The 24,914-nt window shown below is 27.9% G+C and carries 23 protein-coding genes and 1 pseudogene; 20 read left to right on the top strand and 4 right to left on the bottom strand.

The window, feature by feature from the left end; genetic code table 11:
• Window positions 1-38: 38 nt before the first annotated feature.
• The 3 genes from ACMFBB_RS01345 (at window position 39) to ACMFBB_RS01335 (ending at window position 4,825) form a co-directional block, all read left to right on the top strand.
• Window positions 39-740, top strand: a complete 702-nt coding sequence (locus ACMFBB_RS01345; protein ID WP_435262679.1) for an ABC transporter ATP-binding protein — start codon at window positions 39-41, stop codon at window positions 738-740.
• Between the two features lie 145 nt (window positions 741-885).
• The gene (locus ACMFBB_RS01340) at window positions 886-3,303 is read left to right on the top strand and encodes an ABC transporter permease (protein WP_435262678.1); all 2,418 of its coding nucleotides are present in this window, start codon (window positions 886-888) and stop codon (window positions 3,301-3,303) included.
• A gap of 334 nt (window positions 3,304-3,637) precedes the next feature.
• Complete coding sequence (locus tag ACMFBB_RS01335; RefSeq protein WP_435262677.1) at window positions 3,638-4,825, top strand: hypothetical protein; 1,188 nt, start codon at window positions 3,638-3,640, stop codon at window positions 4,823-4,825.
• A gap of 701 nt (window positions 4,826-5,526) precedes the next feature.
• Here ACMFBB_RS01335 and purL read toward each other — a convergent pair.
• Together purL and ACMFBB_RS01325 are read right to left on the bottom strand one after the other, a co-directional pair.
• Window positions 5,527-9,203: pseudogene (purL, locus tag ACMFBB_RS01330) on the bottom strand (phosphoribosylformylglycinamidine synthase).
• Window positions 9,204-9,289: 86 nt separating this feature from the next.
• Window positions 9,290-10,099, bottom strand: coding sequence for a carboxypeptidase-like regulatory domain-containing protein (locus ACMFBB_RS01325; RefSeq protein WP_435262676.1), 810 nt, complete (start codon window positions 10,097-10,099; stop codon window positions 9,290-9,292).
• Window positions 10,100-10,316: 217 nt separating this feature from the next.
• On the opposite strand from ACMFBB_RS01325, the gene ACMFBB_RS01320 reads away from it, so the two are divergent.
• Window positions 10,317-10,781 (top strand): nuclear transport factor 2 family protein, encoded by a 465-nt coding sequence (locus tag ACMFBB_RS01320; RefSeq protein WP_435262675.1) that lies wholly within the window; start codon window positions 10,317-10,319, stop codon window positions 10,779-10,781.
• Window positions 10,782-11,060: 279 nt separating this feature from the next.
• Here ACMFBB_RS01320 and ACMFBB_RS01315 read toward each other — a convergent pair whose 3' ends face one another.
• The gene (locus ACMFBB_RS01315) at window positions 11,061-11,252 is read right to left on the bottom strand and encodes a cold-shock protein (RefSeq protein WP_435262674.1); all 192 of its coding nucleotides are present in this window, start codon (window positions 11,250-11,252) and stop codon (window positions 11,061-11,063) included.
• Between the two features lie 1,508 nt (window positions 11,253-12,760).
• Here ACMFBB_RS01315 and ACMFBB_RS01310 point away from each other — a divergent pair.
• The 6 genes from ACMFBB_RS01310 (at window position 12,761) to ACMFBB_RS01285 (ending at window position 16,461) form a co-directional block, all read left to right on the top strand.
• Window positions 12,761-12,925 carry a hypothetical protein gene (locus tag ACMFBB_RS01310; protein ID WP_435262673.1) on the top strand — a complete coding sequence of 55 codons (165 nt, stop codon included), beginning with the start codon at window positions 12,761-12,763 and terminating at the stop codon, window positions 12,923-12,925.
• A gap of 432 nt (window positions 12,926-13,357) precedes the next feature.
• A complete protein-coding gene (locus tag ACMFBB_RS01305) occupies window positions 13,358-14,182 on the top strand; it encodes a hypothetical protein (RefSeq protein ID WP_435262672.1) in 825 nt (274 codons plus the stop codon).
• Window positions 14,183-14,393: 211 nt separating this feature from the next.
• Window positions 14,394-15,146 (top strand): hypothetical protein, encoded by a 753-nt coding sequence (locus ACMFBB_RS01300; protein WP_435262671.1) that lies wholly within the window; start codon window positions 14,394-14,396, stop codon window positions 15,144-15,146.
• A gap of 147 nt (window positions 15,147-15,293) precedes the next feature.
• Window positions 15,294-15,587: a barstar family protein gene (locus ACMFBB_RS01295; protein WP_435262670.1), complete on the top strand. Its 294-nt coding sequence runs from the start codon at window positions 15,294-15,296 to the stop codon at window positions 15,585-15,587.
• Between the two features lie 2 nt (window positions 15,588-15,589).
• A complete protein-coding gene (locus ACMFBB_RS01290) occupies window positions 15,590-15,880 on the top strand; it encodes a hypothetical protein (RefSeq protein WP_435262669.1) in 291 nt (96 codons plus the stop codon).
• Window positions 15,881-15,957: 77 nt separating this feature from the next.
• Window positions 15,958-16,461 (top strand): DUF7738 domain-containing protein, encoded by a 504-nt coding sequence (locus tag ACMFBB_RS01285; RefSeq protein ID WP_435262668.1) that lies wholly within the window; start codon window positions 15,958-15,960, stop codon window positions 16,459-16,461.
• A gap of 46 nt (window positions 16,462-16,507) precedes the next feature.
• Here ACMFBB_RS01285 and ACMFBB_RS01280 read toward each other — a convergent pair whose 3' ends face one another.
• On the bottom strand, window positions 16,508-17,479 hold the full coding sequence (locus tag ACMFBB_RS01280) for an IS110 family transposase (RefSeq protein WP_435261840.1): 972 nt from the start codon (window positions 17,477-17,479) through the stop codon (window positions 16,508-16,510).
• 383 nt (window positions 17,480-17,862) lie between these two features.
• On the opposite strand from ACMFBB_RS01280, the gene ACMFBB_RS01275 reads away from it, so the two are divergent.
• From ACMFBB_RS01275 to ACMFBB_RS01230, 10 genes are all read left to right on the top strand, one after another.
• A complete protein-coding gene (locus ACMFBB_RS01275; RefSeq protein WP_435262667.1) occupies window positions 17,863-18,255 on the top strand; it encodes a DUF6678 family protein in 393 nt (130 codons plus the stop codon).
• Window positions 18,256-18,347: 92 nt separating this feature from the next.
• Window positions 18,348-18,818: a hypothetical protein gene (locus ACMFBB_RS01270; protein ID WP_435262666.1), complete on the top strand. Its 471-nt coding sequence runs from the start codon at window positions 18,348-18,350 to the stop codon at window positions 18,816-18,818.
• A 164-nt stretch (window positions 18,819-18,982) separates the two neighbouring features.
• Complete coding sequence (locus tag ACMFBB_RS01265; protein WP_435262665.1) at window positions 18,983-19,528, top strand: helix-turn-helix domain-containing protein; 546 nt, start codon at window positions 18,983-18,985, stop codon at window positions 19,526-19,528.
• Between the two features lie 100 nt (window positions 19,529-19,628).
• On the top strand, window positions 19,629-21,137 hold the full coding sequence (locus tag ACMFBB_RS01260; RefSeq protein ID WP_435262664.1) for a serine hydrolase: 1,509 nt from the start codon (window positions 19,629-19,631) through the stop codon (window positions 21,135-21,137).
• A gap of 159 nt (window positions 21,138-21,296) precedes the next feature.
• Window positions 21,297-21,923, top strand: a complete 627-nt coding sequence (locus ACMFBB_RS01255) for an HAD family hydrolase (protein WP_435262663.1) — start codon at window positions 21,297-21,299, stop codon at window positions 21,921-21,923.
• Between the two features lie 49 nt (window positions 21,924-21,972).
• Complete coding sequence (locus ACMFBB_RS01250) at window positions 21,973-22,347, top strand: hypothetical protein (RefSeq protein ID WP_435262662.1); 375 nt, start codon at window positions 21,973-21,975, stop codon at window positions 22,345-22,347.
• 23 nt (window positions 22,348-22,370) lie between these two features.
• A complete protein-coding gene (locus tag ACMFBB_RS01245) occupies window positions 22,371-22,781 on the top strand; it encodes a hypothetical protein (protein WP_435262661.1) in 411 nt (136 codons plus the stop codon).
• A 173-nt stretch (window positions 22,782-22,954) separates the two neighbouring features.
• Window positions 22,955-23,329, top strand: coding sequence for a hypothetical protein (locus ACMFBB_RS01240; protein ID WP_435262660.1), 375 nt, complete (start codon window positions 22,955-22,957; stop codon window positions 23,327-23,329).
• A 69-nt stretch (window positions 23,330-23,398) separates the two neighbouring features.
• Window positions 23,399-24,172 carry a hypothetical protein gene (locus tag ACMFBB_RS01235; RefSeq protein WP_435262659.1) on the top strand — a complete coding sequence of 258 codons (774 nt, stop codon included), beginning with the start codon at window positions 23,399-23,401 and terminating at the stop codon, window positions 24,170-24,172.
• 165 nt (window positions 24,173-24,337) lie between these two features.
• The gene (locus ACMFBB_RS01230; protein ID WP_435262658.1) at window positions 24,338-24,820 is read left to right on the top strand and encodes a hypothetical protein; all 483 of its coding nucleotides are present in this window, start codon (window positions 24,338-24,340) and stop codon (window positions 24,818-24,820) included.
• Window positions 24,821-24,914: the final 94 nt, after the last annotated feature.

The raw sequence follows: 24,914 nt of genomic DNA, 5'->3' as shown, positions 1-24,914 counted from the left end.
AGACAATTTAGTGTACAAACAATAATAAAAATACAACAATGATAAATATAGTTGATTTAGTAAAAACATACAGAACTGACGAAGTAGAAACAACTGCTTTACAAGAATTAAATTTAAACATTAAAGATGGGGAGTTTGTAGCAATAATGGGAGCTTCAGGTTGTGGTAAATCCACACTTTTAAATATTATAGGTATGCTTGATTCTGGAGACAAAGGGAGTTATATATTCAATGGGATAGAAGTAATAAATTTTAATGAAAAGCAAAGATCAGATATAAGAAAAAAGAACATAGGTTTTATATTTCAAAATTTCAACTTGATAGAAGAATTGACGGTATTTGAAAATATAGAACTTCCCTTAATTTATAATCGTGTTAAACCTTCTGAAAGAAAGACTAGGGTTAAGGAGATTTTAAAAAGAGTTGGTATTAGTCATCGTGCAAAGCATTTTCCATTACAACTCTCTGGCGGTCAACAACAAAGAGTTGCTGTTGCAAGGGCACTAATTACCAACCCAAAAATAATTCTGGCAGATGAACCAACAGGAAACTTGGACAGTAAGAGTGGTAACGATGTATTAGAACTTTTTACAGAGCTACACGCTAGTGGTTCTACTATAATTATGGTTACACATTCAGATTATGATGCAAAATTTTCTTCAAGGATTATAACCTTGAAAGATGGACAGATTATTACTGAAGAAAATAATAATAACAAAATAGATATTCTAATCGAATAATTTATTAAAACCAAATGTAGTTAGTATGAGCTAATGAGAATGTTATTGCTTTATGCTGAATTATAAAATTTAGATTTTATAAGTGTATAGAAATTTGTTAACAATATTATAACGCTTTATAGCTCTCATTTAAAAATAGAAGAATATGTTTAAAATATGGATAAAGATTTTTCTGAGAAGTCAGAAAAAAAACTGGTTGAATACGTTGGTTAATATTTTGGGAGTAGGGTTAAGTTTAGCAATTTTATTATTTGTTTCCTTTTATTTTCAAGAACAAAATTCGTACGACCAATTAAACCCTAATAAAGAAATTGTTTACAGAGTATTAAAAACAAATTTTATGGGAAAGGGAACTGAAATTGGCCCTTATAATACAGCAATTGAGGGAGATGTTTATAAAGAACAAATCCCAGATGTTGTAGACACTTATTTGAGTGTTAGTAATTATAGAAGTGGAGTAATAGAGTTACCGATTAAGAAACACTACATTACTAAGATTTTAAAGGGAGAAACTAGTTTCTTTAATTTTTTTCCATTTCAAGTTGTACAAGGTTCAGCGGAAGAATTTAAAAAAACTCGTCAAAACGTAGCTATATCAGAAAAATTAGCGAAAAGTATTTTTGATGGAGGTAATTGTATTGGAAAAACGTTTAAATTAAATAATCGAAAACATATAATTACAACTGTATACAAATTAGAAGGAAAACATTATTTTATGCCTAATTTGGTAATACAAAATGAATCTAAACCAGAGGGAAATTGGTTTTCTTTAAGTTGGAGTTTATTTATCAAAACAAAAAATAATAGTGTAGAAAGTACTATAATAAATCGAATCACTGATATTTGGAATGGTCAATGGAAACAGACAGCTGAGAGAAGAGGTATTTCATTAGATGAATATATGAATAACGATGCAAAACACACTAAAATTGAAAAATTACGCAAAATACGATTATATTCAAAGTCTGACGATGGTGGCCCAGAAGGTAAAGGAAATTTAGAATTTATATATTTAATGGTGTTTTTTGCTGTTATACTATTAATAATATCCAGTGTTAATTTTATAAATTTATCATTAGCTTCAGCTTCCATTAGAGCAAAAGAGATTGGAGTTAGAAAGGTAATAGGAGCCTCTAAAAAAAGTATTTTTTTCGGAGTAGTTTTCGAACTTATAGCGCAATGTTTAATTGCCTTCATAATTGCTTTACTAATAATAGAGTTATCCCTATCTTACTTCAATGATTACTTTAACACATCTATTGAAATATACAACTCTTTTAGTACCATTATTTATGTTTTTATTTTAACCATTTTTTTGGCACTACTTATTAGTTTCTTTCCTGCCATTGTTATTTCTAATTATAAGGCTGTAAAGGTTTTAAAAGGAAATATTAGTAGAAATAAAAATAACCGTTCCTCAAAAAGTCTAATGTTAGGAATTCAGTTTTTAATATCTGGCTTTTTTCTAATTCTTTCGGTTGTAATGTTTTTACAGGTGAAATTTATGTTACAAAAAGATGTTGGGTTCAATGGCGATCAAGTTATGGTAGTTAATTTTAATACAAATTTTAATAACTATAAGAAATATTTAGTGATGAAAAAGGAGCTGACTAAGCATCCTAATATATCAAAAGTTACTAGTAGTTACATGACACCTGGCACTCAGTTGCGCACAAATATGACAAATATCGTATTAAAAGGAGTTGAGAATGGGGGAACTATCATGGTAATGCTGAACCCACTAGATATTGAGCATTTTGATTTACTTAATATAAAATTAGAAAAAGGAAGATTTTTGCAAAAAGATTTTGTGAAAGACACCATAAGCAATGTATTGATAAATAAAACTATGGCAAGGAAACTTGGCATTGCTAATAACCCTATCGGTAAAGAGCTGATATTAAACAACAAAACACTAAAAATAGTCGGAGTAATCAAAGATTACATCACTAGTTTTGGTATTGAACCAACCCCCACTTTATATTACCATTGGAATATTTTTTCGGAAACAAAAACTTATATGTTTAATACAGTACAATTAAAAGTAGATAGTAATGATATGACAAATGTTATTAACTTCGTAAAAGACTATTGGAAGAAAAATATTGAAGACGGCTACCCTTTTAACTATAGGTTTGTTGATGAAGATTTTGCTTTGAGTTTAAAGAACTATCAAAATAACAATACAATGTTTTTTATTCTAACAATTTTGGTTATTTTTATTGCTTTAATCGGTGTATTTGCCCTTGCTTCATTAACCATTCAACAACGCTTAAAAGAGGTAGCTATACGAAAAGCATTAGGGGCTTCTACCAAAGAATTAATATACCAATTAGTTATAAATTATATAAAAATTGCAGGTATAGCATTAATTATAATTTTACCGATATCCTACTATTTTGTTGAACAATGGTTGAGTGATTTTATTTATAGGATTGAAATACCAGTATTACCATTTATTATAACACCAATAATAATTATTACCTTAACTTTTTTTGTGGTTGGTATAAAAGCTTTTAATGCAACAAAAATAGACTTAATAAAGTATTTAAAATTTGAATAAAATGAAAAATATATTCAAAAAATAATTGCATGTATTTTTTATATTAATTTTTTTAAAAATAAATTAATATGCATAACCATAAAAGGCTGTTTTCACTTAATAAACAGCCTTTTATATTATAAATAGTGGGTAGTTTTAATGTTTTTACTATCAGCTTAAGTTTTTGAAAACTGACCTTCTGTTTTAATTTTATTGTAACAATTCATACTTTAAAAATTAAATAATAAAATATTTTAAAAATTGAGTAATTTCTTAGATTTAAAAAGTATAATTTTGTTTCTAGGTTTTCTTTGGCACTTTTATTGCTAATAGAAGTCAACTAAACTATACTTTTATGAAAAAAACAATACTATTATTACTTTTTTGCTTAATTATAACAGCATGTAGTAGCGTTAAGTCTACTCAAGAAGCAATAAATAAAGGTAATTACGATAAAGCTATTGATTTATCTTTAAAAAAGCTGACAAGCAATAAAAACAAGGAAAAATATCAACCGTATGTTTTTATGCTTCAAGAGGCATTTAATAAAGCTTCAGAAAGAGAGTTGTCTAAGATAGATTTTTTAAGAAAAGAAGAGAATCCTGAAAATTTAGAACGAATATATAATTTATATCTTTCCTTAAATGATAGACAAGAAAGGATAAAACCTTTGTTACCGTTAAAAAATTTATCAAAAGGTAGAAATGCTGTTTTTAACTTCAATGATTATAATAATGATATAATTACTGCAAAAAATGATTTATCTGAGTATTTATATGTTAAGTCAAAATCTGTATTTTCATCAAAAAACAAACAAGACTATAGAAGAGTCTATGAAGATCTTGAGTATTTAGATAAAATTAATCCTAACTATAAAGATGTTAGGCAACTTCAACAAGAGGCCCATAATTTAGGTACAGATTTTGTTTTAGTATCATTAGAAAATAAAACTGATAAAGTTATTCCAAAAAGATTAGAAAAAGATTTACTAAATTTTGACACCTATGGTTTAAATGATTTTTGGACTATTTACCATAGCAAAAAAAGTAGTAGAATTAATTATGATTTTACATTGAAACTCGTTTTTAGAGATATAAGAATCTCCCCTGAACAAGTTCATGAAAAAGAAATAATTAGAGAAAAAAGAATAAAGGATGGATTTAAATACTTATTAGATTCTAAAGGAAACCAAGTAAAAGATAGTTTAGGAAATAAAATAAAAGTAGATAAATTTATAAGAGCAAACTGTCATTTTTATCAGTTTACACAATCAAAATCAGCACAAGTTATTGGAATGGTTCAATATTTTGATAATTTTTCTAAACAACGTATTCAAAACTTCCCTTTAGAAAGTGAATTTATTTTTGAACATAGGTATGCAACTTACAGAGGAGATAAAAGAGCGCTAGAAAGAAGCTATTTAGATTTATTGTCATTAAGAGCTGTACCTTTTCCAAGTAATGAACAAATGGTTTATGATGTAGGAAGGGATGTAAAAGAGAAATTAAAATATATAATTACTAGAAATAAATTTAGAAAATAAATTAAAAAAGCGCACATACGAATCAGTATGTGCGCTTTTTTAATTTAAAGCTAAACTTGCAATAAATTTTAAAATTTTCATCAGTATTAGTTTTTTTCTAAGCTAGCATTATACTTTAATACATACTTGAAATAGGAATAATTTATTTCTAGTAAAGATAAATATACTTCATGTTGTAATATTCAACTTCTCTTTATAAAAATAATAACTTTGCGAATATAATGTTATCCACATTGAGACTTAATACATGAGCGAGGGAAATTATTTAACTGATTTATTAGTTCTAAAAGTAATTTATTTTCAGTAATTATTGCAATATCCTATGAAGATTAATATGTTTTTAATACACTTTTTTTAGTAGGAATACCAAGAATACTAGTCAAGGTTTATATTCTTAAAATAGAGATAATTAAAATGAATTATAACTAAAAAAAGGTACAAATATATGTACCTTTTTAATCTTTTAATACCATTAATCTAACCCTTCTAAAAGATTAATATCTATTAAGCCACAAAAATATTATGATTTACTGTAGGTCTATGTAACATTTGTTACATAACTTTGTTAATTAACAGTTTTTTATGTTTTATTTAACGGTTTCCTTTTAATTAAAAAAAGAATATTTTTTTTGAGCGTTAAAATTTGATATAAAATAAAAACCTTTTGAAATTTCAAAAGGTTTTTATTTTATTTACTGATATTATTTTTGATTTTGAATCCATTTTCTTGCATTTACAAATGCTTCTAACCAAGGAGAGACTTCATCTTGTCTGTCTTCAGGATAATTAGCCCAGTTCCATTGAAATATAGAACGTTCAATATGAGGCATAGTTACTAAATGACGACCACTACGATCACACATCATTGCAGTATTGTAATCAGAACCATTAGGATTATTAGGATACCCTTCATAACCATATTTAGCTACAATATCATAATTTTCTTCAGCTTCGGGTAAATTAAATTTACCTTCACCATGAGAAATCCATACCCCAAGTTCCGAGCCTGCTAAAGAAGATAACATTACAGAATTGTTTTCTTGAATCTTTACAGAAGTAAAAGAACTTTCATGTTTTTTTGAATCATTATGGATTAGTTTACCATGTACTTTATGTTCAGGATTAACTAAGTCTAATTCCATCCACAATTGAGCACCATTACAAATACCAACAGACAAAGTATCTTTTCTATTAAAGAAGTTCTTTAAAGCTGTATTAGCTTTTTCATTATATAAAAATGCTCCAGCCCAACCTTTTGCAGATCCTAATACATCTGAATTAGAGAACCCTCCAACAGCTCCAATAAATTGCACATCTTCTAAGTTTTCACGACCAGAAATTAAATCGGTCATATGAACATCTTTGACATCAAAACCAGCTAAATACATGGCGTTTGCCATTTCACGTTCAGAGTTAGATCTTTTTCACGGATTATAGCAGCTACCGGTTTTGTGGTATTTTTATTATCTAAATCAACAGTATCCTTTAGTTTTCCAGTAAAATGTTTTGGGAAATTGTATTGTAAAGGTTGATTTTTATAGTTGTCAAAACGATTTTTAGCTAAACCTTTAGCTGTTTGCTTATTGTCTAATAAATAAGATGTTTTATACCAAGTATCTCTTAATTCAGATATTGATAAAGCAAAAATGTCAGATCCATTTTTAATATTTAACCTGTCAGATTCAGTTACTGAACCAATATTAAAAAATTCAATATTGTTTTCTGATAATATTTTTTCTACTGATGCATCAACTGATTGAAATACAATACCTGAATTCTCAGCAAATAAAAGTTTAATACTATCTTTTTCATCTAAAGATGATAAGTCTAAATTCGCTCCAACATTAACATCAGCAAAACACAACTCTAGCAAAGTAGTTATTAAACCACCAGAAGCTATATCATGTCCTGCTACAATTTTATTTTCTTTAATTAAATTTTGAATAACATTAAACGTAGATTTAAAGAATTCATTATTAGTGATAGTAGGAGTAGAGTTACCAATTTTATTTATGATTTGTGCAAAAGAACTACCACCTAATTTAAAAGAATCTTGAGATAAATTAATATAATATATTTTACCTTGATTAGGTTTTAAAACTGGTTCAACTACTTTAGTTATATCGTTACAGTTTGCACCTGCAGAAATCACTACTGTACCTGGAGATATTACTTCTTCATTAGGATATTTCTGCTTCATTGATAGAGAATCTTTACCAGTAGGAACATTAATACCTAAATCAATAGAAAATTCAGAAATTGCTTTTACAGCTTTATACAAACGAGCATCTTCACCTTCATTTTTACAAGGCCACATCCAGTTAGCTGATAAAGAAACAGATTGTAAACCATCTTTTAACGGAGCCCAAACAATATTTGTTAAAGCTTCAGCTATAGAGTTTTTACTACCAGCTTCAGGATTTATTAATCCAGATATTGGAGAATGACCTATTGAGGTTGCAACTCCTTCTTTTCCTTTAAAATCTAAGGCCATTACTCCAACGTTATTTAATGGAATTTGTAAAGTACCTACACATTGTTGCTTTGCAACTTTACCACCAACACAACGATCAACCTTATTTGTTAACCAATCTTTACAAGCTACAGCTTCTAATTGTAAAACTTGAGTTAAATAAGAGTAAAAATTCTCTTTTGAATAATTTAACTCTTTATAATTACGAATAACAGTCTTATCATTCATAACTGTTTTAGGAGAACTACCAAACATATCTTCTAGAGCTAAATCCATGGGTTTACTACCATTGGTTTTAGATTCAAAAGTAAAACGGTTATTTCCTGTAACATCACCAACGGTGTACATTGGTGAACGTTCACGATCAGCTATTCTATTTAATTTTTCTATATGTTTTTCAGCAATAACCAATCCCATGCGTTCCTGAGATTCATTACCTATAATTTCTTTGTTTGATAGGGTAGGGTCACCTACTGGAAGTTTATCTAAATCAATTTTACCTCCAGTGTCTTCAACTAATTCAGATAAACAATTTAAATGACCTCCTGCACCATGATCATGAATAGAAACAATAAAATTCTCATCACTTTCAACCATTCCACGAACAGCATTTGCTGCACGCTTTTGCATTTCTGGATTAGAACGTTGTACAGCATTTAATTCTATTCCTGAAGAAAATTCACCAGTATCAGCAGAAGAAACGGCAGCACCTCCCATACCTATTCGATAATTTTCACCACCAAGAATAACTATTTTATCACCTTCTTTTGGAATATCTTTTAACGCTTGTTCATTTTTTCCATATCCAATTCCTCCAGCTTGCATAATAACTTTATCGAAACCTAATTTTCGAGCTTCTTCTTCATGTTCAAAAGTTAACACTGAACCACAAATTAACGGTTGTCCAAATTTATTACCAAAATCAGAAGCACCATTAGATGCTTTGATTAATATATCCATTGGTGTTTGATATAACCATTTACGCTCATCCATTGCTTGTTCCCAAGGACGATTTTCTTCTAAACGAGAATACGAAGTCATGTAAACTGCTGTTCCTGCTAAAGGTAAAGAACCTTTTCCCCCTGCCAATCTATCTCTAATTTCTCCTCCAGCACCAGTTGCTGCGCCATTGAAAGGCTCTACAGTAGTAGGAAAATTATGAGTTTCAGCCTTTAATGATATCACTGATTCAAACTCTGATGTTTCATAAAAATCAGGTTTATCGGCACTTTTAGGAGCAAATTGTTCAACTTTTGGTTCCTTTACAAAGGCTACATTATCTTTGTATGCAGAAACAATGTCATTAGGATGTTGCTTTGATGTTTCTTTAATTAATTTAAATAAAGAAGTAGGCATTTCTTCTCCATCAATAACAAAAGTTCCATTAAAAATTTTATGGCGACAGTGCTCAGAGTTCACCTGCGAAAACCCAAAAACCTCAGAGTCAGTTAATTTTCTTCCTATTTTAAGAGCTACACTTTCTAAGTATTCAACTTCTTCAGAACTTAAAGCTAAACCTTCTTGTTTATTGTAGGCATTAATATCTGCGATTTCTATTATAGGTTCTGGTTGAATATCAATAGTAAAGGTTTCTTGACCTAAACCATTGAACTTTTGAGAAATCATAGGGTCAAAATCTGAAAAATCAGAAGAAACAGCTTCAAACTCTTCTATCCTTTGTATGCCAGTTATACCCATGTTTTGAGTAATTTCAACAGCATTAGTACTCCAAGGAGTAATCATCGCTGCTCTTGGCCCAACAAAAAAGGCGTCAATAGACGCCGTATTTATTTTAGATTGGTTGCCAAATAACCAAGTAAGTTTTGAAATTGTTTCTGTAGTTAATTCTTCTGTTGTTTGAACAGCAAATATTTTACCGTTTACGTTTCCAAAGAAATGAATCATTGTCTAGTTGTATTTGTGTGTGTGTTTAAAGGGCGTAAATTTACTTTTTTTAACTGAATTAAGCACATAAAAAAAGCAGTAAAATTTTACTGCTTCAAATCTGTTTTTTCAGGTATTCTATTTCTTCCTATCTTACCTTTCTTAAGGGCTTTATAATTTTCATAACAATTTAAAACTGCTTCAATTAATTGTAAATCACTAGCTTTTTTGATAAAATATTCAGAATAGTCACAATCAGAAAGTAATTTATTTAACTCCGAGCGATCCATTTCTAAATATTCCATCATTACTTCTCTATCAAATTTTCCGGCTAACATTTTACGTAAATCATCTTCTTTCTTTAGTTTTTGAAGCTTTTTTAGTTGTTTTGGTTTTTTTCCAAATAAATTATATACCAAATCTACAGGGTTTAATAGTTTTGCTAGTGGAGAATTTATTTTTTTAGGGCGACCAACTTCATAGGTTTGTGGAACCCCATTAATATGAATTCTTGTAAATTTATCTTTTGGCACTTGTTTAACGTCTACTTCTAAAACACCAATTAATTTAGTAGATTTTATGACTATTTCTTTTACTTCTTCAGCTTTTTCATTTAAAGAGATAATAACTTCGTTTCCTTTTAGTAAGTCATTAGTGACTTTTAATTTTATAGAGGAATACCCTAAAAATGAAACTAAAACTGTATCATTTGCTTTTGCTGTAAGTTCAAATAAACCTTTTTCATTTGTAATTGTACCAGTTACAGTATTAAGGTTTAAAATATGTGCCGCACTCAATGATTTTTTTGAATCACCATCTATAATTTGCCCTTTTAGCTTATCATTAGAAGTGTTTTGAGATATCGTTATAAATGATAATAACAAGAAGAAGAATGTAATGAAATATTTATTTTGCATACTGCGAAAATAAGAATAAATGAAGTTTCTAACGTTAATTATCTGTGAAATTGAAGAGTACCTGATTTTTTTAAATTACATTTATCTTTCTTATATTAGTTGCAAAGTACAAAATGAAACATATTATATCCAATTTGATGACTCTCTATGTAAAGTAGCTTGTTAATAGAAACATAACTAATTTAACACTAAATTAAAAATCACAATTTTAAAATATATGGAAAATAATAAATTGGTAGAAAAATTTTATTCTTCTTTCTCGAGTGGAAACATTGAAAAAATGACAGAGTGTTATCATAAAGATATATTATTTCATGATCCAGTTTTCGGAACATTAAAAGGAGAAAGGGTTCTTAAAATGTGGGAAATGCTATTGAACCGAAGAACCAATAAAACCAAAATTAGTTTTACTAACATTGAAACAACTATGCAAGTAGGTACTGCCAACTGGACAGCAAAATATATTTATGGAGAAAATAACAGGAAGGTTATTAATATGGTTAGTGCTAGTTTTAAATTCAAGGATGGTAAAATTATTGAGCATATCGATACTTTTAACTTATGGAAATGGACTCAACAAGCAATAGGTGTTAAAGGATATTTAATTGGTTGGCCCCCTTTCATGAAGAAAAAAATTCAGAAAATGGCTAAAAGTAGACTAGATAATTTTATAAATAAATGAAAGAATCACTATTAAACTGCAATGGTAACAGCGAAAAACTCGTTGATTTATATCGTTAAAAACTAAAATATTAATAAAGCATTAAATCAATATAGGGATGTTTTTTTATGTTTATGCATTGTTTCCGTATAAGATTTAACAGGTAAACTAAATAAAAAAAAATAATCAACTTCAAATTAATAAAACTCAACAAGTAATTTTAGTAAGAAATCAACATAGATAATAAAAAAAGGATTGTTATTTCTAACAATCCTTTTTAATAATTTGTATATGATATCATTAAATGATTTCTACATTAATAGCATTAAGCCCTTTACGACCTTCTTCGGTTTGATATTGTACTTTATCATCTTCTCTTATTTCATCGATTAATCCAGAGTTATGTACAAAAATGTCTTCTCCTGTTTCTGATGATTTAATAAATCCGAATCCTTTTGAATTGTTGAAAAATTTTACTGTGCCTTCTTGCATCTTTAATAAATTTTAAATTGTTATAAATAAATTTGTTTAAGAAGAAACCTTGTAATAGTTAAAAATAACTACAACATTGTTTTCTAAACACTAAAAAAATAAAGTTATGATGATATTAAAAGAAAGAAGAGTAAAACTCAAAAAAACTAAATACTAAAATAATACTCTAAAATTAAAGAGGTGTTCCACTTGAACAATGCAAATATACAATTATAAATTAAACTTTATACGTTAATTTGATTTTTTATTTAAAAAAGTAACAAATCAAATAAATTAGAGACATAAAAAAAATTAGAAACACCAATCTAGTTTAATATAAATTAAGACACTAAAATGAGAAAAGTATATTAATAAAAAGGAGTATATGAAGTTACATCGTACATATTTATATTAATCATAGTTCACAAGGGAAAAATCAATCGAAAATATTAATACTAATTATGAATATTATTTAGTTCTCTTGTTTAAGATATGAATACTTTTAAATATATAAATACTAGTTGACGAAATAATGATTTAAAAAAAAGGATAGACTTTTATTTATAAAAATAAACCTCAATAATTGACATTTATTAATAATCATTTACCCATAAAGAATCGAAGTAATAAAAAGCTCCCGAAGGAGCTTCACTTTGTTTGTTCATAAAATTTCTTTACCCCTAAAACCATTTTATGAATTCATATAACAATCTAAAATGAGTAAACCCTAAAAAAAACTAAAAAAAAGAAGTAACCTTTTTAAATTACTTCTTTTCTCTAAATTAATCAAACTATTTACTAAAATGAAATTATAAAACTATACCACAAATATATTTTAAGATTAAGGTACACAAGTAAATTATTAGATGAGAAGCGTATAGCTATCGATAGAAGAAAAAAAATGGATTTAGTCAAAGATAAAAAACAATATAAAACTATGATAAATAAGATATTATATCAAAATTGATTTTAAGAAATAATGTAACAAAAAACATTATTAATTATTAATGGACTATTATTAAGTGTCAATTTAAGTTTACTTTTTCAAATTTTCTGTTTTTAAAACCTATAAAAAAGTTTAATACTAGTTTGGGGTTAAATAATATAGATTTAAAATTCGATTTTTTTTGAAGTATATTTTATTAGTGATAGATAGAGACATAAAATTTAAATAAAAACCAATAATTTAAGTTTAGAAAAAACTTCAGAAATACAATATATAAACCAAACCTTACTCATATAAATTTAAAACAATTTAACTAAGAACATAAACACTTCGTCGAATATTAAGTGAATTCTATGCATATGTAATTACATTTATAATAAGAAATAACAATAAAAAAATGTCTCTTACATGTTTAACAAAAGAAGAGAAATATCAAAGATTTTATTGTGTTTTTTTTTAAAATAGTGAATTACTATAAAACTTAACAAACCATTTAAATTAGTTGTGTTTTTTGATACTTATTGTAAAATAGCCGTAGTAATTCAATTCATCAATTTGAAATTAATTATATAAAAATTTAGGTATGTTAGAAAATGAAAAAACATCAATCATAATAGATTTATTCTTGACATCTCATGATAACCGTGTAAGTATAATTGCAAGAAAAACTGGATTATCAGAAAGTAGAGTGAATAGTATAATTAACAAATATTTAAAAGGTATTAAGGTTAATTATGACGAAATATAAATACTTCTTATGTTGTTTATTTTTTCAATAATTACATTAGCATAGATGAAATTTTATAATCTCTTGAATTTATTTTTATTAGTTTATATCTTTTTTTTGTTTAGATTTTCTTATAAGAAAATAAGTTTCATATTATTTCTTTAATTTTATTATTGAACGTAAACAGCAATAATAATATATTGGTTAAGCTTTTGTGACTAGGAGGGGAGTTCAATACCTCAATCTATTTTAATTTATTTCCGTTTATCTAAATACTAGTTTCACGATAGGCAAAGATTAAAAAGTTGCTGATGACTTAACATAATTAAAGACTAACAGTTATATTTGTTTAAAAAAAATAAACAGGAATAAAAGTTCCTTTTATCCGGAATAATAATAGGATAAACGAGAACTTTATTCTCCATATAAGGAGTTGTGCTTAATTAAAACTAAATGAAAATTCCAAATTTACCGACTGACAACTTATATAAATTCCTTGCTCTATTTGGTCTTGTGTTAATTATATTTAGTTCTTATAATTTTAACAAAACAATATCTGAAGCTTACCAATTTGAAGACAATCTCAATTTAAAGAAATCTTTACACGAACTTGAATCTTTTGAAAAAATAAAAGATTCTTTAAATCTAAAAAAATCAAAATTAGAAATTGATAAAGATTATAAGTTGTATGAAAGAATAGTAAAGAAAATACCAAAGATATTTTATTCTCATATAAGTTTACTTTTAGTTGGAGTTATTTTATCTTTTGCAGGGTTTATTTTATGGTATATAAAAACTCAAAAATTAAACGATAAAATTTTAATTGACCAAGCTAATCGGATTGCAAATGACCAATCAATACTAGTTCACAAAATGCAATTTGAAAAAGAATTTGACATATATAAAGAACTTTGGCCTGAATTAATGAAATTAAAAAGAGCAACACTTGAATTGAGACCTATTTCTGAAACTGTGCCAGCTAGTTTATCACAAGATGAAATTGACAACCAAAAAAGTAAAAATTTTAATGAACCTTTTATGAATTCCGTAAAAATATTTATGGAAAATAAACCTTTTTATCCTAAAGATATTTTTGAAGATGTAGAATTAATCCTTAAAACTTCACAAAAAGAAGCTTATCAATGGAAAGATACTCAGGAAAATAGATTAAGCAACTATAACATTGCCAAAGAAAATATAGATGAAATTTCATCGAAAATTGATACAGTATGTTTAAAGATAAGAGATAGAATCGGATTACTAAAAATAAAAAACTAAGCACAACAAAGGCTATAATTAATACGGGTTTAGGTGCTTAACCCAAAGTTTTGGGATTCTAACCAAGTTCGCCAAATCTTTTTGATTTGGCTTTAAAATAGAAAATATAAAACAAAATAAAAAGTTTTGGCTAAGTGCTTAATCGGAAATTCACTACTTTTAATTCCCGTACTAACCATAGCCCAACCGTTAGGCACAAGCGCAAATCTGAATGGATAAAAATATCTCAAAAATTAAAAATAATGTTCAAGACAGAAATTCAGAAGCTTGGATAAAACTCTGTGAATATGTTGAATATATTCATAAAAAAGGGAAAAAAGAATTTAGCCCGAGAGAATATTTAGGAGACGAATTATTTGCACAAATATATACGCTGCCTGAATCAATTGGAAAACTAAAAAAAGTGAAAAAAGTATGGCTTTATGGGAGTAATCTTAAGAGAATTCCACCAGAAATTGGAGAAATGGAGTCTCTCGAATATTTTGACCCTTATACTTCTTATAATTTAAAATGGTTTCCATACGAATTGACTAAATGTAAGAATTTAAAAGATAGTAGAGTTAGTACAAGAGCTGTTTACGGGAATTTCAAAAGCAGAAAACCATTTCCAAAACTTGACCATAATCCTGTAAAATATTTTGGAGAAAAAGTTAAGTGTAGTGTTTGTGAAAAACCAATGTCACATAGTGAAACAAATCAACTTTGGACAACTCAAAGAATTGGAACGGACACTTTACCATTTTTGGCTAATTTGTGCTCTAAAGAATGTGAAGAAAAGATTCCTAATTCACCAAAAGGTTATGTTCAATTTCCTCATAAAGGTGGTGCAGGTTTGAAACAACCTTCATATGAAGAATGGGAAAAAGCCAACGTTGTAAAAATAATACCGAAAGAATTGAATGAAAATGATAAAAATAAAAAGCCTAAACTTCTGAAATTAATAAGAAAAATTTGGGAGAAATAAATAGCGAGTGCCTAACACCGTATAAAATTAATTGCTAGTAATTGTCTACTTATGAAAGTCCTCGCAGAGTTATTATCTGTGATTTATTTATTAACTTTAGAGCTTAAAACACGCAACTAATTTTATACCAAACGTTATATGCAATAAATGAAAACAGTAAAAATTGATTCAAAAACAATAAGTAGTTGGGATACATTTCACGATGTGTTTTCTAATACGTTCAAATTCCCAAGTTACTACGGAAGGAATATGGACGCTTGGATTGATTGTATGGACGAACTCAATTATGAAATGATACTGATAGATTTAGGAGACTGCAGGGACTTGAAAGAACGAAACCCAGAAATAGTTAAAGCTATTCATGAGTGCTCTGCATTTGTTAACTATAGAAAGATTGAAGCAGGTGAATCCGCTGTTATAACAATTTCAATGTTTGTTTAATTATGAATGACAAAACCAAAAACACAGTCGAACAATTTTTAGGTCTATTTGAGGAAGTATTTGATAGAGACTGGAAATACTCAAAAGAAATGATGGGTATTTATGATGAAACTGAAGAGCAAAAAAGCAATGCTAAGGAAATGGGATTAGAATCCATTGACATAATTGCTGATGATGGAACTTTCCTAAATCCCAAAGTTGAAGACGAAACGGAGGATTGGGGTTACAGAGGTGCTCTTTTAGAAAAGTATAGAGAATTAAAGGTTTTATTAAAACAAGAAAAAAGCATATAACAAAATGTATAGTGCATAGCACCCTTCGGGATGCTACGACACCATACACGGAACGTTGTACATAATTAAAAAAACGAATGAAAAGAACATTATTGACCCTAACGTTATTATTAGTTATAAGTTTTTCTAACGCTCAAAAAATAGAAGTTGATTCTGCAAACATTCTAACTTTTAATGGGAAAAAAGTGACTTTGGATTTAACACCAGATGAATTAAAAAAAGTGTTTGGAAAACCTGATAGAATAACTTTAAAACATAATACCATGTGGACTTATGATAAGCTAGGTTTTATGGTTTACATAAAACCTAAATCTTTTAAAATCAACAACATTACAATCAATTTTAAAAAAGAATCATTCGATTTCTCTCCTAAAGAAGTGTTTAAAGGAGAGTTAATCATTTATAATTCAAATGTTACTGAATTCACTAATTTTAATGAATTAAAGAGTATTAAAACTAATGCTAAAAAAAGGAATATAGGGAATGTTTACGGAATAAAAAGTCTTAAACATTCAATATGGTTCTTCAAAAGTGAAAAAAATAAATCTGAATTATCAGGTTGTGAAATAAATCTGATTTAAGACTATGTACAACAAAGAACTGAGGTAAAAACCAAATAAAAATCCTTTAATTTATAACCAAAGTACTTTTGTACTCTCTATTGAAGGGAACCCCGTTTTTAACAATTGAAAAAGCTTGTTTTAATAGTTTGTTACACACTGCTATTAAAGCAAGTTTTTTACTCTTACCTTTGGCAACAATTCTATCATAAAGTGCTTTACAAGCTTGGTTGTATTTGCAAGCATTAAAACTGCACATAAAAAGTAAATTTCTCAGTTTTGGATTTCCCATTTTACTAATTCTTGGTCGTCCTTTAACACTAGTTCCACTTTGTCTTATTATTGGAGTCAGTCCAGCATAACTACATAACTCTTTAGCACTTTGAAAACGCTGAAATCCATCGGTAAGTACTAGTAACATTAAAGCAGTTTTATTACCTATTCCAGGAATGCTTTTTAGTAAAGTTAATGATTCTTGGTATTCTTTTTTTACATTTTCGAGTAATGCCTTTTCTAAAACCTCAATCTCCTTTTCTAGGTTTTTCAAACTCCTTTTAATAGATCTAACCACGCCTTTTGCCGGAGTACCTAATACTTCTTCTCCATGTATTTTATTTTTTAATTGTGTGCTCTGTTTACTGTAAATACTGAGCATACGAGTTACTTGTAAGTTTTCTTGTTGTTTTTTTGATTGCCCAGTCCACAGTTTAGGTTCGCAATCTTTTGCATATTGCTGAATCATTTTTGCATCACTCTTATCAGTTTTTATTTTCGATAGATTCATTTGGATATAGCGCTTAATTTTCAAAGGATTAACCACACAAACTCCGATACCTGCTTCAAGTAAAAAATATGCTAAACGACTATGGTAATACCCTGTGGCTTCCATAACGCAAGTGGAATTTGTAGCTAATAATTTTAAAAACTTTTTAAAGCCTGAACTGCTATTGGTAAACTGATAATGGGCTTTGTTATTGTCGCATACATCAAAGACGTCTTTACTAATGTCTATTCCTAAATATTTTATATCTTTATTCATAAGAAAAAAGGATTGTAAAGAGCCACTCTATTGTGAATTCAACAACTTGAAATCGAAGTCTAAAGCTTCATAGAACTGAACGAATTTAACATAGAAAAGAGTAGGGATTATCAATGTTGACGAGATCATAGTCTCTGTGTATAACATAACCTTATTCCACTCTTTGGTTCTTTATGATTAAATAATTATTTTAATAAAATGCTAACTTAAGATGTATAACCGCAATTACGGCAGATTCGACTACGTTCGAATCCACTCGGAATTACTAACGTCTGTACTAAACCGAAAATAATCGCTAATTTAACCCGTAACTGACGGTTATACGAGACCGTTGTGCGTCATTACAACAGATACATTTTGAAAAAGGTAGAATTAATAAGTTAATGAAAGATAAAAAACCGAAAAAAATTAATCAAATTGAAAAACCGAAAAAATTATCAAGGTCTAAAAAAGTTAAAAGAATAATTTTAGAAAAAGGTTACAGTGGAATTTTGAATAACCAAAAATGGCATAATATCTTTGAAATAATTGACAAAAGACATATAGTTTTTAAGATAAAACTACTGATAAATTCTGATGCTAATTATTGTGATTTTATTAGAGAATTAAATGAGACTTCAATGCTAATTGATGATTCTGGTAAGTTCATAGAATTTTTAGAGATTGATTACATAGAAATCAACAAAAATGACGAAATATTAGATTTTTTAGAGAATAAAAAAACTGAATACTTTATGGATGAAAATATTATCAAAATATTAGGGTATAATAAATAATTGCTAAAGGATATAAAAAACGAACGCACAACACCACCTAAACTGCATTAAAACGCAGCTTAGCCAAAACGTTAGCAACAAGTAAAGAACCAATGGGAATTTTAACCAATAAAAAGCACTTTTTACACGAACACCTTACCTTTATTGAATCAGTGGGAGTTGATGGGAAAGATGGCGGATTCAATAAATTCCTGAATGAATTGGGAATTAGCAACAAAGGAGAAAGTTGGGAGGTTGACCATTCAACTGTTGATTGGAACAAATCAGAAAACCATTATCAATTCTTTTTTGACTACGAAAACAATGAATTGGAAATATCCGATTGGTTAAAAAAAAGTAAATTATCTAAATCAGAATTCCTTTATACATGGTTAGATTGGAATGATCCGATTATAAAAGTAAAAACGACAGACTTTATCAAGAATTGGAGTGAATTTTATATCGCAAGTGTAGAAGGAATGGTTTTAACAACAACGAACGGAAAAAATTATATGGAATTTACTGATGATTGGAAGTATAATTTGAACAGCAATTTTGAAATCAAACCGAAAACGAAAAAATAAAAAACCAGTTGCTAACAAAATGTATAGTTAATTGCTATTTCTTGTTAAACCAACGATAAGTGATTTTTTACAAAGCTAGTGTTTAACGCTAAATTTTGTACATTTAAACACCCAACTAACCATACACGAGCACGTTGTGTGCCATACGAAATAAACCTTTAGAATTGAATAAACTTCTAAAATATCGAGAAAAACTGAATCTAACTCAAGAAGAGTTAGCCGAAAAAGCAGGTGTTTCAACGAGAACCATCCAACGAATTGAAAAAGGAACAGAGCCAAAAGGGCATACTTTAAAAGTTTTAGCAAAGGCTCTAGGAGTTTCAGAAGATCATTTAAAAGAAAATAAATCGCAGTTAGAAACAAAAGCCATAGATTATCAAATGGCAAAATACATAAATTTGTCATCAATATTCGGTATGGTTTTCCCTCCATTCAACATTTTACTACCATTTTTTATTACAAGATATAAAAAACAATTAAACGAGATAAATAAACAGATTATTTCTGTACAAATTTTGTACACAATTATAGCTTTTATTATTATTATTTTATGTCTATTTATTCCTAAATGGTTTGGAATTACAAGACAATTATTTTTAATGTCATTAATTAGTTTTCCTATTGTTAATTTACTTGTAATTGTTAGAAATACTATAGAATTAGACAAAAACCAAAAACTATACATTAAACTGAATTTCAGTTTTATATAGTAGCTGTCGGATGATTGTCGCCTAATTGTCGAGTAAATTAATACTACTTATTTAATTGGTTTCAAGAGATTTGTAATTTAAAACATTAATCAAAATTCAAATGAAATTCTACAAACTAATTTTAGCAATCGTATTAATTTTGACATTTAAAAACAGTATTGCACAAGTCGAAAAAAAATCAGAGTTATTTATTAAACTAAAAAAAGCCGATAGTCTAACTTTTCATGAAGGCTTTAACAAATGTAACTACAGTGCTTTAAAAAAAGTACTTCATAAAGATTTAGAATTTTTCCACGACTTAGGTGGTACTCAAAATTTAGACCAGTTTTTTGAAGCTTTTTCAAAAAATATCTGTGGTGATTCAAATTATAAACCAATACGAAAATTACTGCTTGAAACCCTTGAAGTTTATCCTTTAAAAAATAATGGGGAATTATATGGTGCTATTCAAAAAGGCGAGCATAATTTTTATATTAAAGAACCAAACAAAGAGATTTATATAACAGGTTATGCTAAATTTATAACCACTTGGGTTTTAGAAAATGGAGATTGGAGAGCTAAAAGAATTTTAAGCTATGACCACAAACCTATAAAAGATTATGGTAAAAAATTCAATGCTAATTATGCTTTTCCTTTATTTGATAATGACAAAAAAATAGAAGAGTTATTAATAAAACACAAAATTCCATCTGTATCATTAGGGGTAATTAAAAATGGTAGTCTTCAACAAATACGAACATTTGGAAAGAAAAAAACAGGTCAACCAATTTCCAATAACAGTATTTATAAAGTTGCATCTTTAACAAAACCAATTACTGCCTTTGTTGTATTAAAACTCATTGACGAAGGAGTTTGGAGTTTGGACGAACCTGTTTCAAAATATTTTATAGATGAAGATATAATAGATAGTAGATATGTAAATAAGCTAACTACGAGGCATATCTTATCTCATCAATCGGGTTTTCTGAACTGGAGATATTTAACAGATGATAATAAGCTATTTTTCCAATTTGAACCAGGAACAAAATGGCAATATTCTGGAGAAGGCTTTGAATACTTGCGTAAAGCAATTGAAAAGAAATTGAACCGTCCTTTTGAGGAAATTGCACAAGAAAAATTGTTTAATCCATTGGGAATGAATAACACATATTATTATTGGACAGATAAGATTGATGAAAAATTATATGCAATTGAACATGATGAAAACGGAAAACAAATAAACTACGAAAAATATACTGTTGCAAATGCTTCAGCTAATTTACTTACAACAATAGAAGATTACTCTAAGTTTTTGGTATATATTTTAAATGGTGCTGGTTTATCAGAAGAAAATTATAACGAATTTTTAAAAGTTCAAGCACACGAAAAAAAGGGAATTGACTGGAGTTTAGGAATGCAAATGCTAACTAACCTACCTAATAATGAAACTGCTTTTATGCACACAGGTGGAGATTATGGAACAAAAACAATAGCTATAATCTTTAAAAACTCTAAAGATGGATTAGTGTTATTTGCAAATTCAGAAAACGGAATGGTTTTATGGCAAAAAATTATATCTGAGTATTTTGGAGTTGTTGGAGAAGAAATAGTACGAAGGAATTTGGAATAGACTAAAAAAGTACGGCACACAACACGAGGGTATAGTTTATTATGGTTATATGATTAATTTGAAAAAGTAAATGCTTAACTAAAGTTTGTGTTTTGTTTGCTAACTTTATAGCTAAAATATCACAACAAACCATACCCCAAGCGTTATGTGTAATTAGAAATGAATAATATTAAAACAATAGTTTTTGATTTATATAATACACTGATTGAGATAAAAAAATCAAATCATTTCTTTTTGAAATTGTTTAAAAATTCTCAAGACGGTTTCGGACTTGATGCTTCGTCATACCTTCAATTGGTAATGAAAAATGATATAAATAAACTAAGAAATATTTTACCTATTGAGTTTTCATATTTATTTGATGAGAAACAAAATGATTTGATAAATGAGTTGGAATCTGTTATTATTTATACAGAGGTTATAAATGTACTTCGAGATTTAAAACAGAGCTTCCGAATTTTCTTGATTTCTAATTTGGCATCACCATACAAGAAACCAGTTTTTTCGTATAATCTAAATCAATATTTTGAGAAAATGATTTTCTCCTGTGATTATGGCTTTTTAAAGCCAGATAATGAGGTTTTTAAAGAAATAGAAATAATCACAAATCATAGACCAAGTGAAATATTGATGATAGGAGATTCTTTTAAATCAGATATTATTGGGGCGAGAAAAATGAAATGGAATTATTTAAAAATTAATCGTAAAACTCTCATTTCAAAAGATTATGAAATAAAGGATTTAAACGAGATAAAAAAACACATAACAACACCTAAACTGCATTAAAACGCAGCTTAGCCAAAACGTTGTAAATAATTAAAATTAAAAATACTAATTGAACGAAAAAGAATCAAAAAATAAGACCTTAGATATTTTTGGTGGAATATTCGCAGTAACAATGATAATTGGAATCTTTGCATATCAATACAATAAAGACGATGATATTTCTAAACACAAGTCCGAAACAATAGGAAAGATAATAGGTTTCGAAAGTAGCGGATCCTCGTATAGTTTGAAATATGAATACTTTGTAAATAATAAAAAATACGAAGGGAGCGTTGGTACTAAGTTTTTTAAATGTAAAAACGGAATTAAAGGTTGTATCGGAGAAAAGATTAAGGTCATCTATTCTTATAAAACACCTAAATATTCCCACGTATATTTGGGAGAATATGAGAAATATAAAAAAACAATATATCTGAAAGAATAAAACTTAAAAGATTTGAAAAAAATATGCAGAAAATAACACTAATATTCCTATTCACTATTAATTTAACTGTTTTCGGACAGCTTATAAACAAAAAAGATGTTTACGGAAAGTGGACAGTACAAAGAATTATTGATAAACCTAAAAACCCTCAATTCAAACCTTTAATAAAAGGATTTGAAAACTCAAATTTCTTTTTTAGTGAAAATGGAAGCTTTGAACTTACCACAAGCTCTAAGTCTCCATTATTTGAAATGATAACAAATATGACAAAAGGGACAAAATGGAAATTACTGCAAAATAAGCCATTTATTAAAATTGGAAATAAAAAAGATAGATACTCCATAATGGGGATTTCTATAACTGAAATTAATGGAGTGAAAATATTTTATCTTGATGAAAGTGGAATAAAGCTTGAAATGAAAAAAGTGGAATAAAAACTATTTACAACAAGAGGGTATAGTTTATTGTCATTTAAGTGCTTTTTCAGAAAAGTAATTACTTATTAAAAGTTTTTGTTTTATTTATTAATTTAGAGCCAAAACATCACAACAAACCATACCCCAAACGTTGTGTTTCATTTGAAAAATATGATTAGAAGTTTTATCCTATGACTGAATTTAACCCAGATGATTTTCCTAAAAACTTAACAACACAGGATGTTGAGAAATTGGCTATGTTACAAGTTAATAATCCAATATCGGACTTGTGGAAAGCAATTGCAAAAAAATTAACTTCAGAACAAAAAGTAAGGATTAATAAAAAAATTGAAAGCCTAAGTTATTCTAAAACTGAAAAGTTAACTTCATTCGGAAAAAAATCAATGGACGATAAAACATGGAATAAATTAATTGCAGAAAAAGAAAAGTATAAATTTCATGGAAATATGGGAGAACCAGCTACTCCTGAGGAATTTAAATCCAAATATGGGGAATGGCCTCCTGGATTTGATAAAAACGGAAATATAAATGACAACAAAAAATAACGAAAACACAACACCACCTAAACTGCATTAAAACGCAGCTTAGCCAAAACGTTGGCTGTAATTATGAAAATGAAAAGACTGATACTAATCATATTAACATTTACGACTTTTAATTGTTTTAGTCAAAGTATTGCAACTGCAATAAATCACGACAGAAAATATGACGTAAAGGAAGAATTTATTGTTAAAAAAATAACATCAAAAGTAGCATATTATAGAAAAAATAAAACTGAACGAAAACGGAAAATTTCAAGTTTTAATGAAAAGAATATGTTAAAATCAGAATTAAGATACGACGAAGGAGGAAAATTAACTGCAAGACTGAATGTGAAATACGACTCCACAAAAACTAGAAGTTTAAGCAGAAAGTATGAAACTTGGAACAAAGCAATTGGTTATCGTTCAGAAATTGCAGAATATATTTATGATATAAATAATTTTTTAGTTAAAACAATTGAAAAGAATTCTAAAAATCAAATTTTCAGAATTACCTCGCTAGAAAATAACGAAAAAGGAGATCCAATAAAATTAGTACTTAAAGAAAATAATTTCAAAGGAATAGAAACAGCTGTTTATGATTATGACAAAAATATTGTTGAAATATCCGTTATAAATAATGGAAAAGTAATCTCAAAAAATAAGATGAGAATTAAATTCTATGAACGAAAGTTTAATGATTTAAAGTATAATGAAAATGGTGATTTGATTGAATCCAACGGAAAAAAATATTCTTATAAATATGACAAAAAGAATAATTGGATAAGAAAAACTAACTATGAATTGAAAAACGGAAAATGGAAAAAATATCAAACAATAGATAGAAAAATAAAGTATAGAAATTAACTACAGCCAACACCGTGTAAAAAAAATTGCTTTCTTTTAGTCTACTTACGAAAATCCTTGCGGATTTTCTATTCAGTAATTATTTGCTAAATTTGCGCTAAACCAACGCAACTTTCCCTACACAAACACGTTGTGCGTCATTTAAAAATCCGAAGAAGAAATAAAATGCTGAAATTATATAAAAAAGTAGATAATCAATTACATTATTGGGAAACTTGGGATAAAGACAAAAAGACAGGAATTGTTCACAAAGGAGTTGTTGGGACAAAAGGCAGTTCAAAAGAAGTTAAATCTGGATTTTCGACTAATTTTCACGAAAAGATTCAAAAAGAAATTTATGAACAAACGGAAAATGGTTTTCAGCCGATTGATATAGAAAATCATTACAGGCTTCTGATTGAATTTAAAGTTGACGGAATGGGAACGGAACAAGATATGGGAAAACGGACTAGACTTCAAAATCGAATGGATGAAACTTTGGGTTGGACAGGACTTGGATTTTGCGATGGAGGAAGTATTGGAAGTGGAACTATGGAGGTTTGTTGTTTTGTAGTTGACTTTGAAATTGCCAAAACAATTATTGAAAAGGACCTGATTGAGACTGAATTTGAAAATTATACTCGAATTTATGATGAGGACTCTGAATAAAAACGAACGCACAACAACACCTAAACTGCATTAAAACGCAGCTTAGCCAAACCGTTGTACACAATTTGAGCAAAATCCGAACAGAATTTAAAAA

It is taken from the genome of Tenacibaculum sp. nBUS_03 (assembly GCF_051201695.1).
GTDB lineage: Bacteria > Bacteroidota > Bacteroidia > Flavobacteriales > Flavobacteriaceae > Polaribacter.
This window is presented reverse-complemented; position numbering and strand designations above follow the sequence as displayed.

Excerpts from the sequence above, each read along its gene's own strand:
- ACMFBB_RS01345 (WP_435262679.1), top strand. The coding sequence starts at position 39 with ATGATAAATATAGTTGATTTAGTAAAAACATACAGAACTGACGAAGTA.
- ACMFBB_RS01340 (WP_435262678.1), top strand. The coding sequence starts at position 886 with ATGTTTAAAATATGGATAAAGATTTTTCTGAGAAGTCAGAAAAAAAAC.
- ACMFBB_RS01335 (WP_435262677.1), top strand. The coding sequence starts at position 3,638 with ATGAAAAAAACAATACTATTATTACTTTTTTGCTTAATTATAACAGCA.
- ACMFBB_RS01325 (WP_435262676.1), bottom strand. The coding sequence starts at position 10,099 with ATGCAAAATAAATATTTCATTACATTCTTCTTCTTGTTATTATCATTT.
- ACMFBB_RS01320 (WP_435262675.1), top strand. The coding sequence starts at position 10,317 with ATGGAAAATAATAAATTGGTAGAAAAATTTTATTCTTCTTTCTCGAGT.
- ACMFBB_RS01315 (WP_435262674.1), bottom strand. The coding sequence starts at position 11,252 with ATGCAAGAAGGCACAGTAAAATTTTTCAACAATTCAAAAGGATTCGGA.
- ACMFBB_RS01310 (WP_435262673.1), top strand. The coding sequence starts at position 12,761 with ATGTTAGAAAATGAAAAAACATCAATCATAATAGATTTATTCTTGACA.
- ACMFBB_RS01305 (WP_435262672.1), top strand. The coding sequence starts at position 13,358 with ATGAAAATTCCAAATTTACCGACTGACAACTTATATAAATTCCTTGCT.
- ACMFBB_RS01300 (WP_435262671.1), top strand. The coding sequence starts at position 14,394 with ATGGATAAAAATATCTCAAAAATTAAAAATAATGTTCAAGACAGAAAT.
- ACMFBB_RS01295 (WP_435262670.1), top strand. The coding sequence starts at position 15,294 with ATGAAAACAGTAAAAATTGATTCAAAAACAATAAGTAGTTGGGATACA.
- ACMFBB_RS01290 (WP_435262669.1), top strand. The coding sequence starts at position 15,590 with ATGAATGACAAAACCAAAAACACAGTCGAACAATTTTTAGGTCTATTT.
- ACMFBB_RS01285 (WP_435262668.1), top strand. The coding sequence starts at position 15,958 with ATGAAAAGAACATTATTGACCCTAACGTTATTATTAGTTATAAGTTTT.
- ACMFBB_RS01280 (WP_435261840.1), bottom strand. The coding sequence starts at position 17,479 with ATGAATAAAGATATAAAATATTTAGGAATAGACATTAGTAAAGACGTC.
- ACMFBB_RS01275 (WP_435262667.1), top strand. The coding sequence starts at position 17,863 with ATGAAAGATAAAAAACCGAAAAAAATTAATCAAATTGAAAAACCGAAA.
- ACMFBB_RS01270 (WP_435262666.1), top strand. The coding sequence starts at position 18,348 with ATGGGAATTTTAACCAATAAAAAGCACTTTTTACACGAACACCTTACC.
- ACMFBB_RS01260 (WP_435262664.1), top strand. The coding sequence starts at position 19,629 with ATGAAATTCTACAAACTAATTTTAGCAATCGTATTAATTTTGACATTT.
- ACMFBB_RS01255 (WP_435262663.1), top strand. The coding sequence starts at position 21,297 with ATGAATAATATTAAAACAATAGTTTTTGATTTATATAATACACTGATT.
- ACMFBB_RS01245 (WP_435262661.1), top strand. The coding sequence starts at position 22,371 with ATGCAGAAAATAACACTAATATTCCTATTCACTATTAATTTAACTGTT.
- ACMFBB_RS01240 (WP_435262660.1), top strand. The coding sequence starts at position 22,955 with ATGACTGAATTTAACCCAGATGATTTTCCTAAAAACTTAACAACACAG.
- ACMFBB_RS01235 (WP_435262659.1), top strand. The coding sequence starts at position 23,399 with ATGAAAAGACTGATACTAATCATATTAACATTTACGACTTTTAATTGT.
- ACMFBB_RS01230 (WP_435262658.1), top strand. The coding sequence starts at position 24,338 with ATGCTGAAATTATATAAAAAAGTAGATAATCAATTACATTATTGGGAA.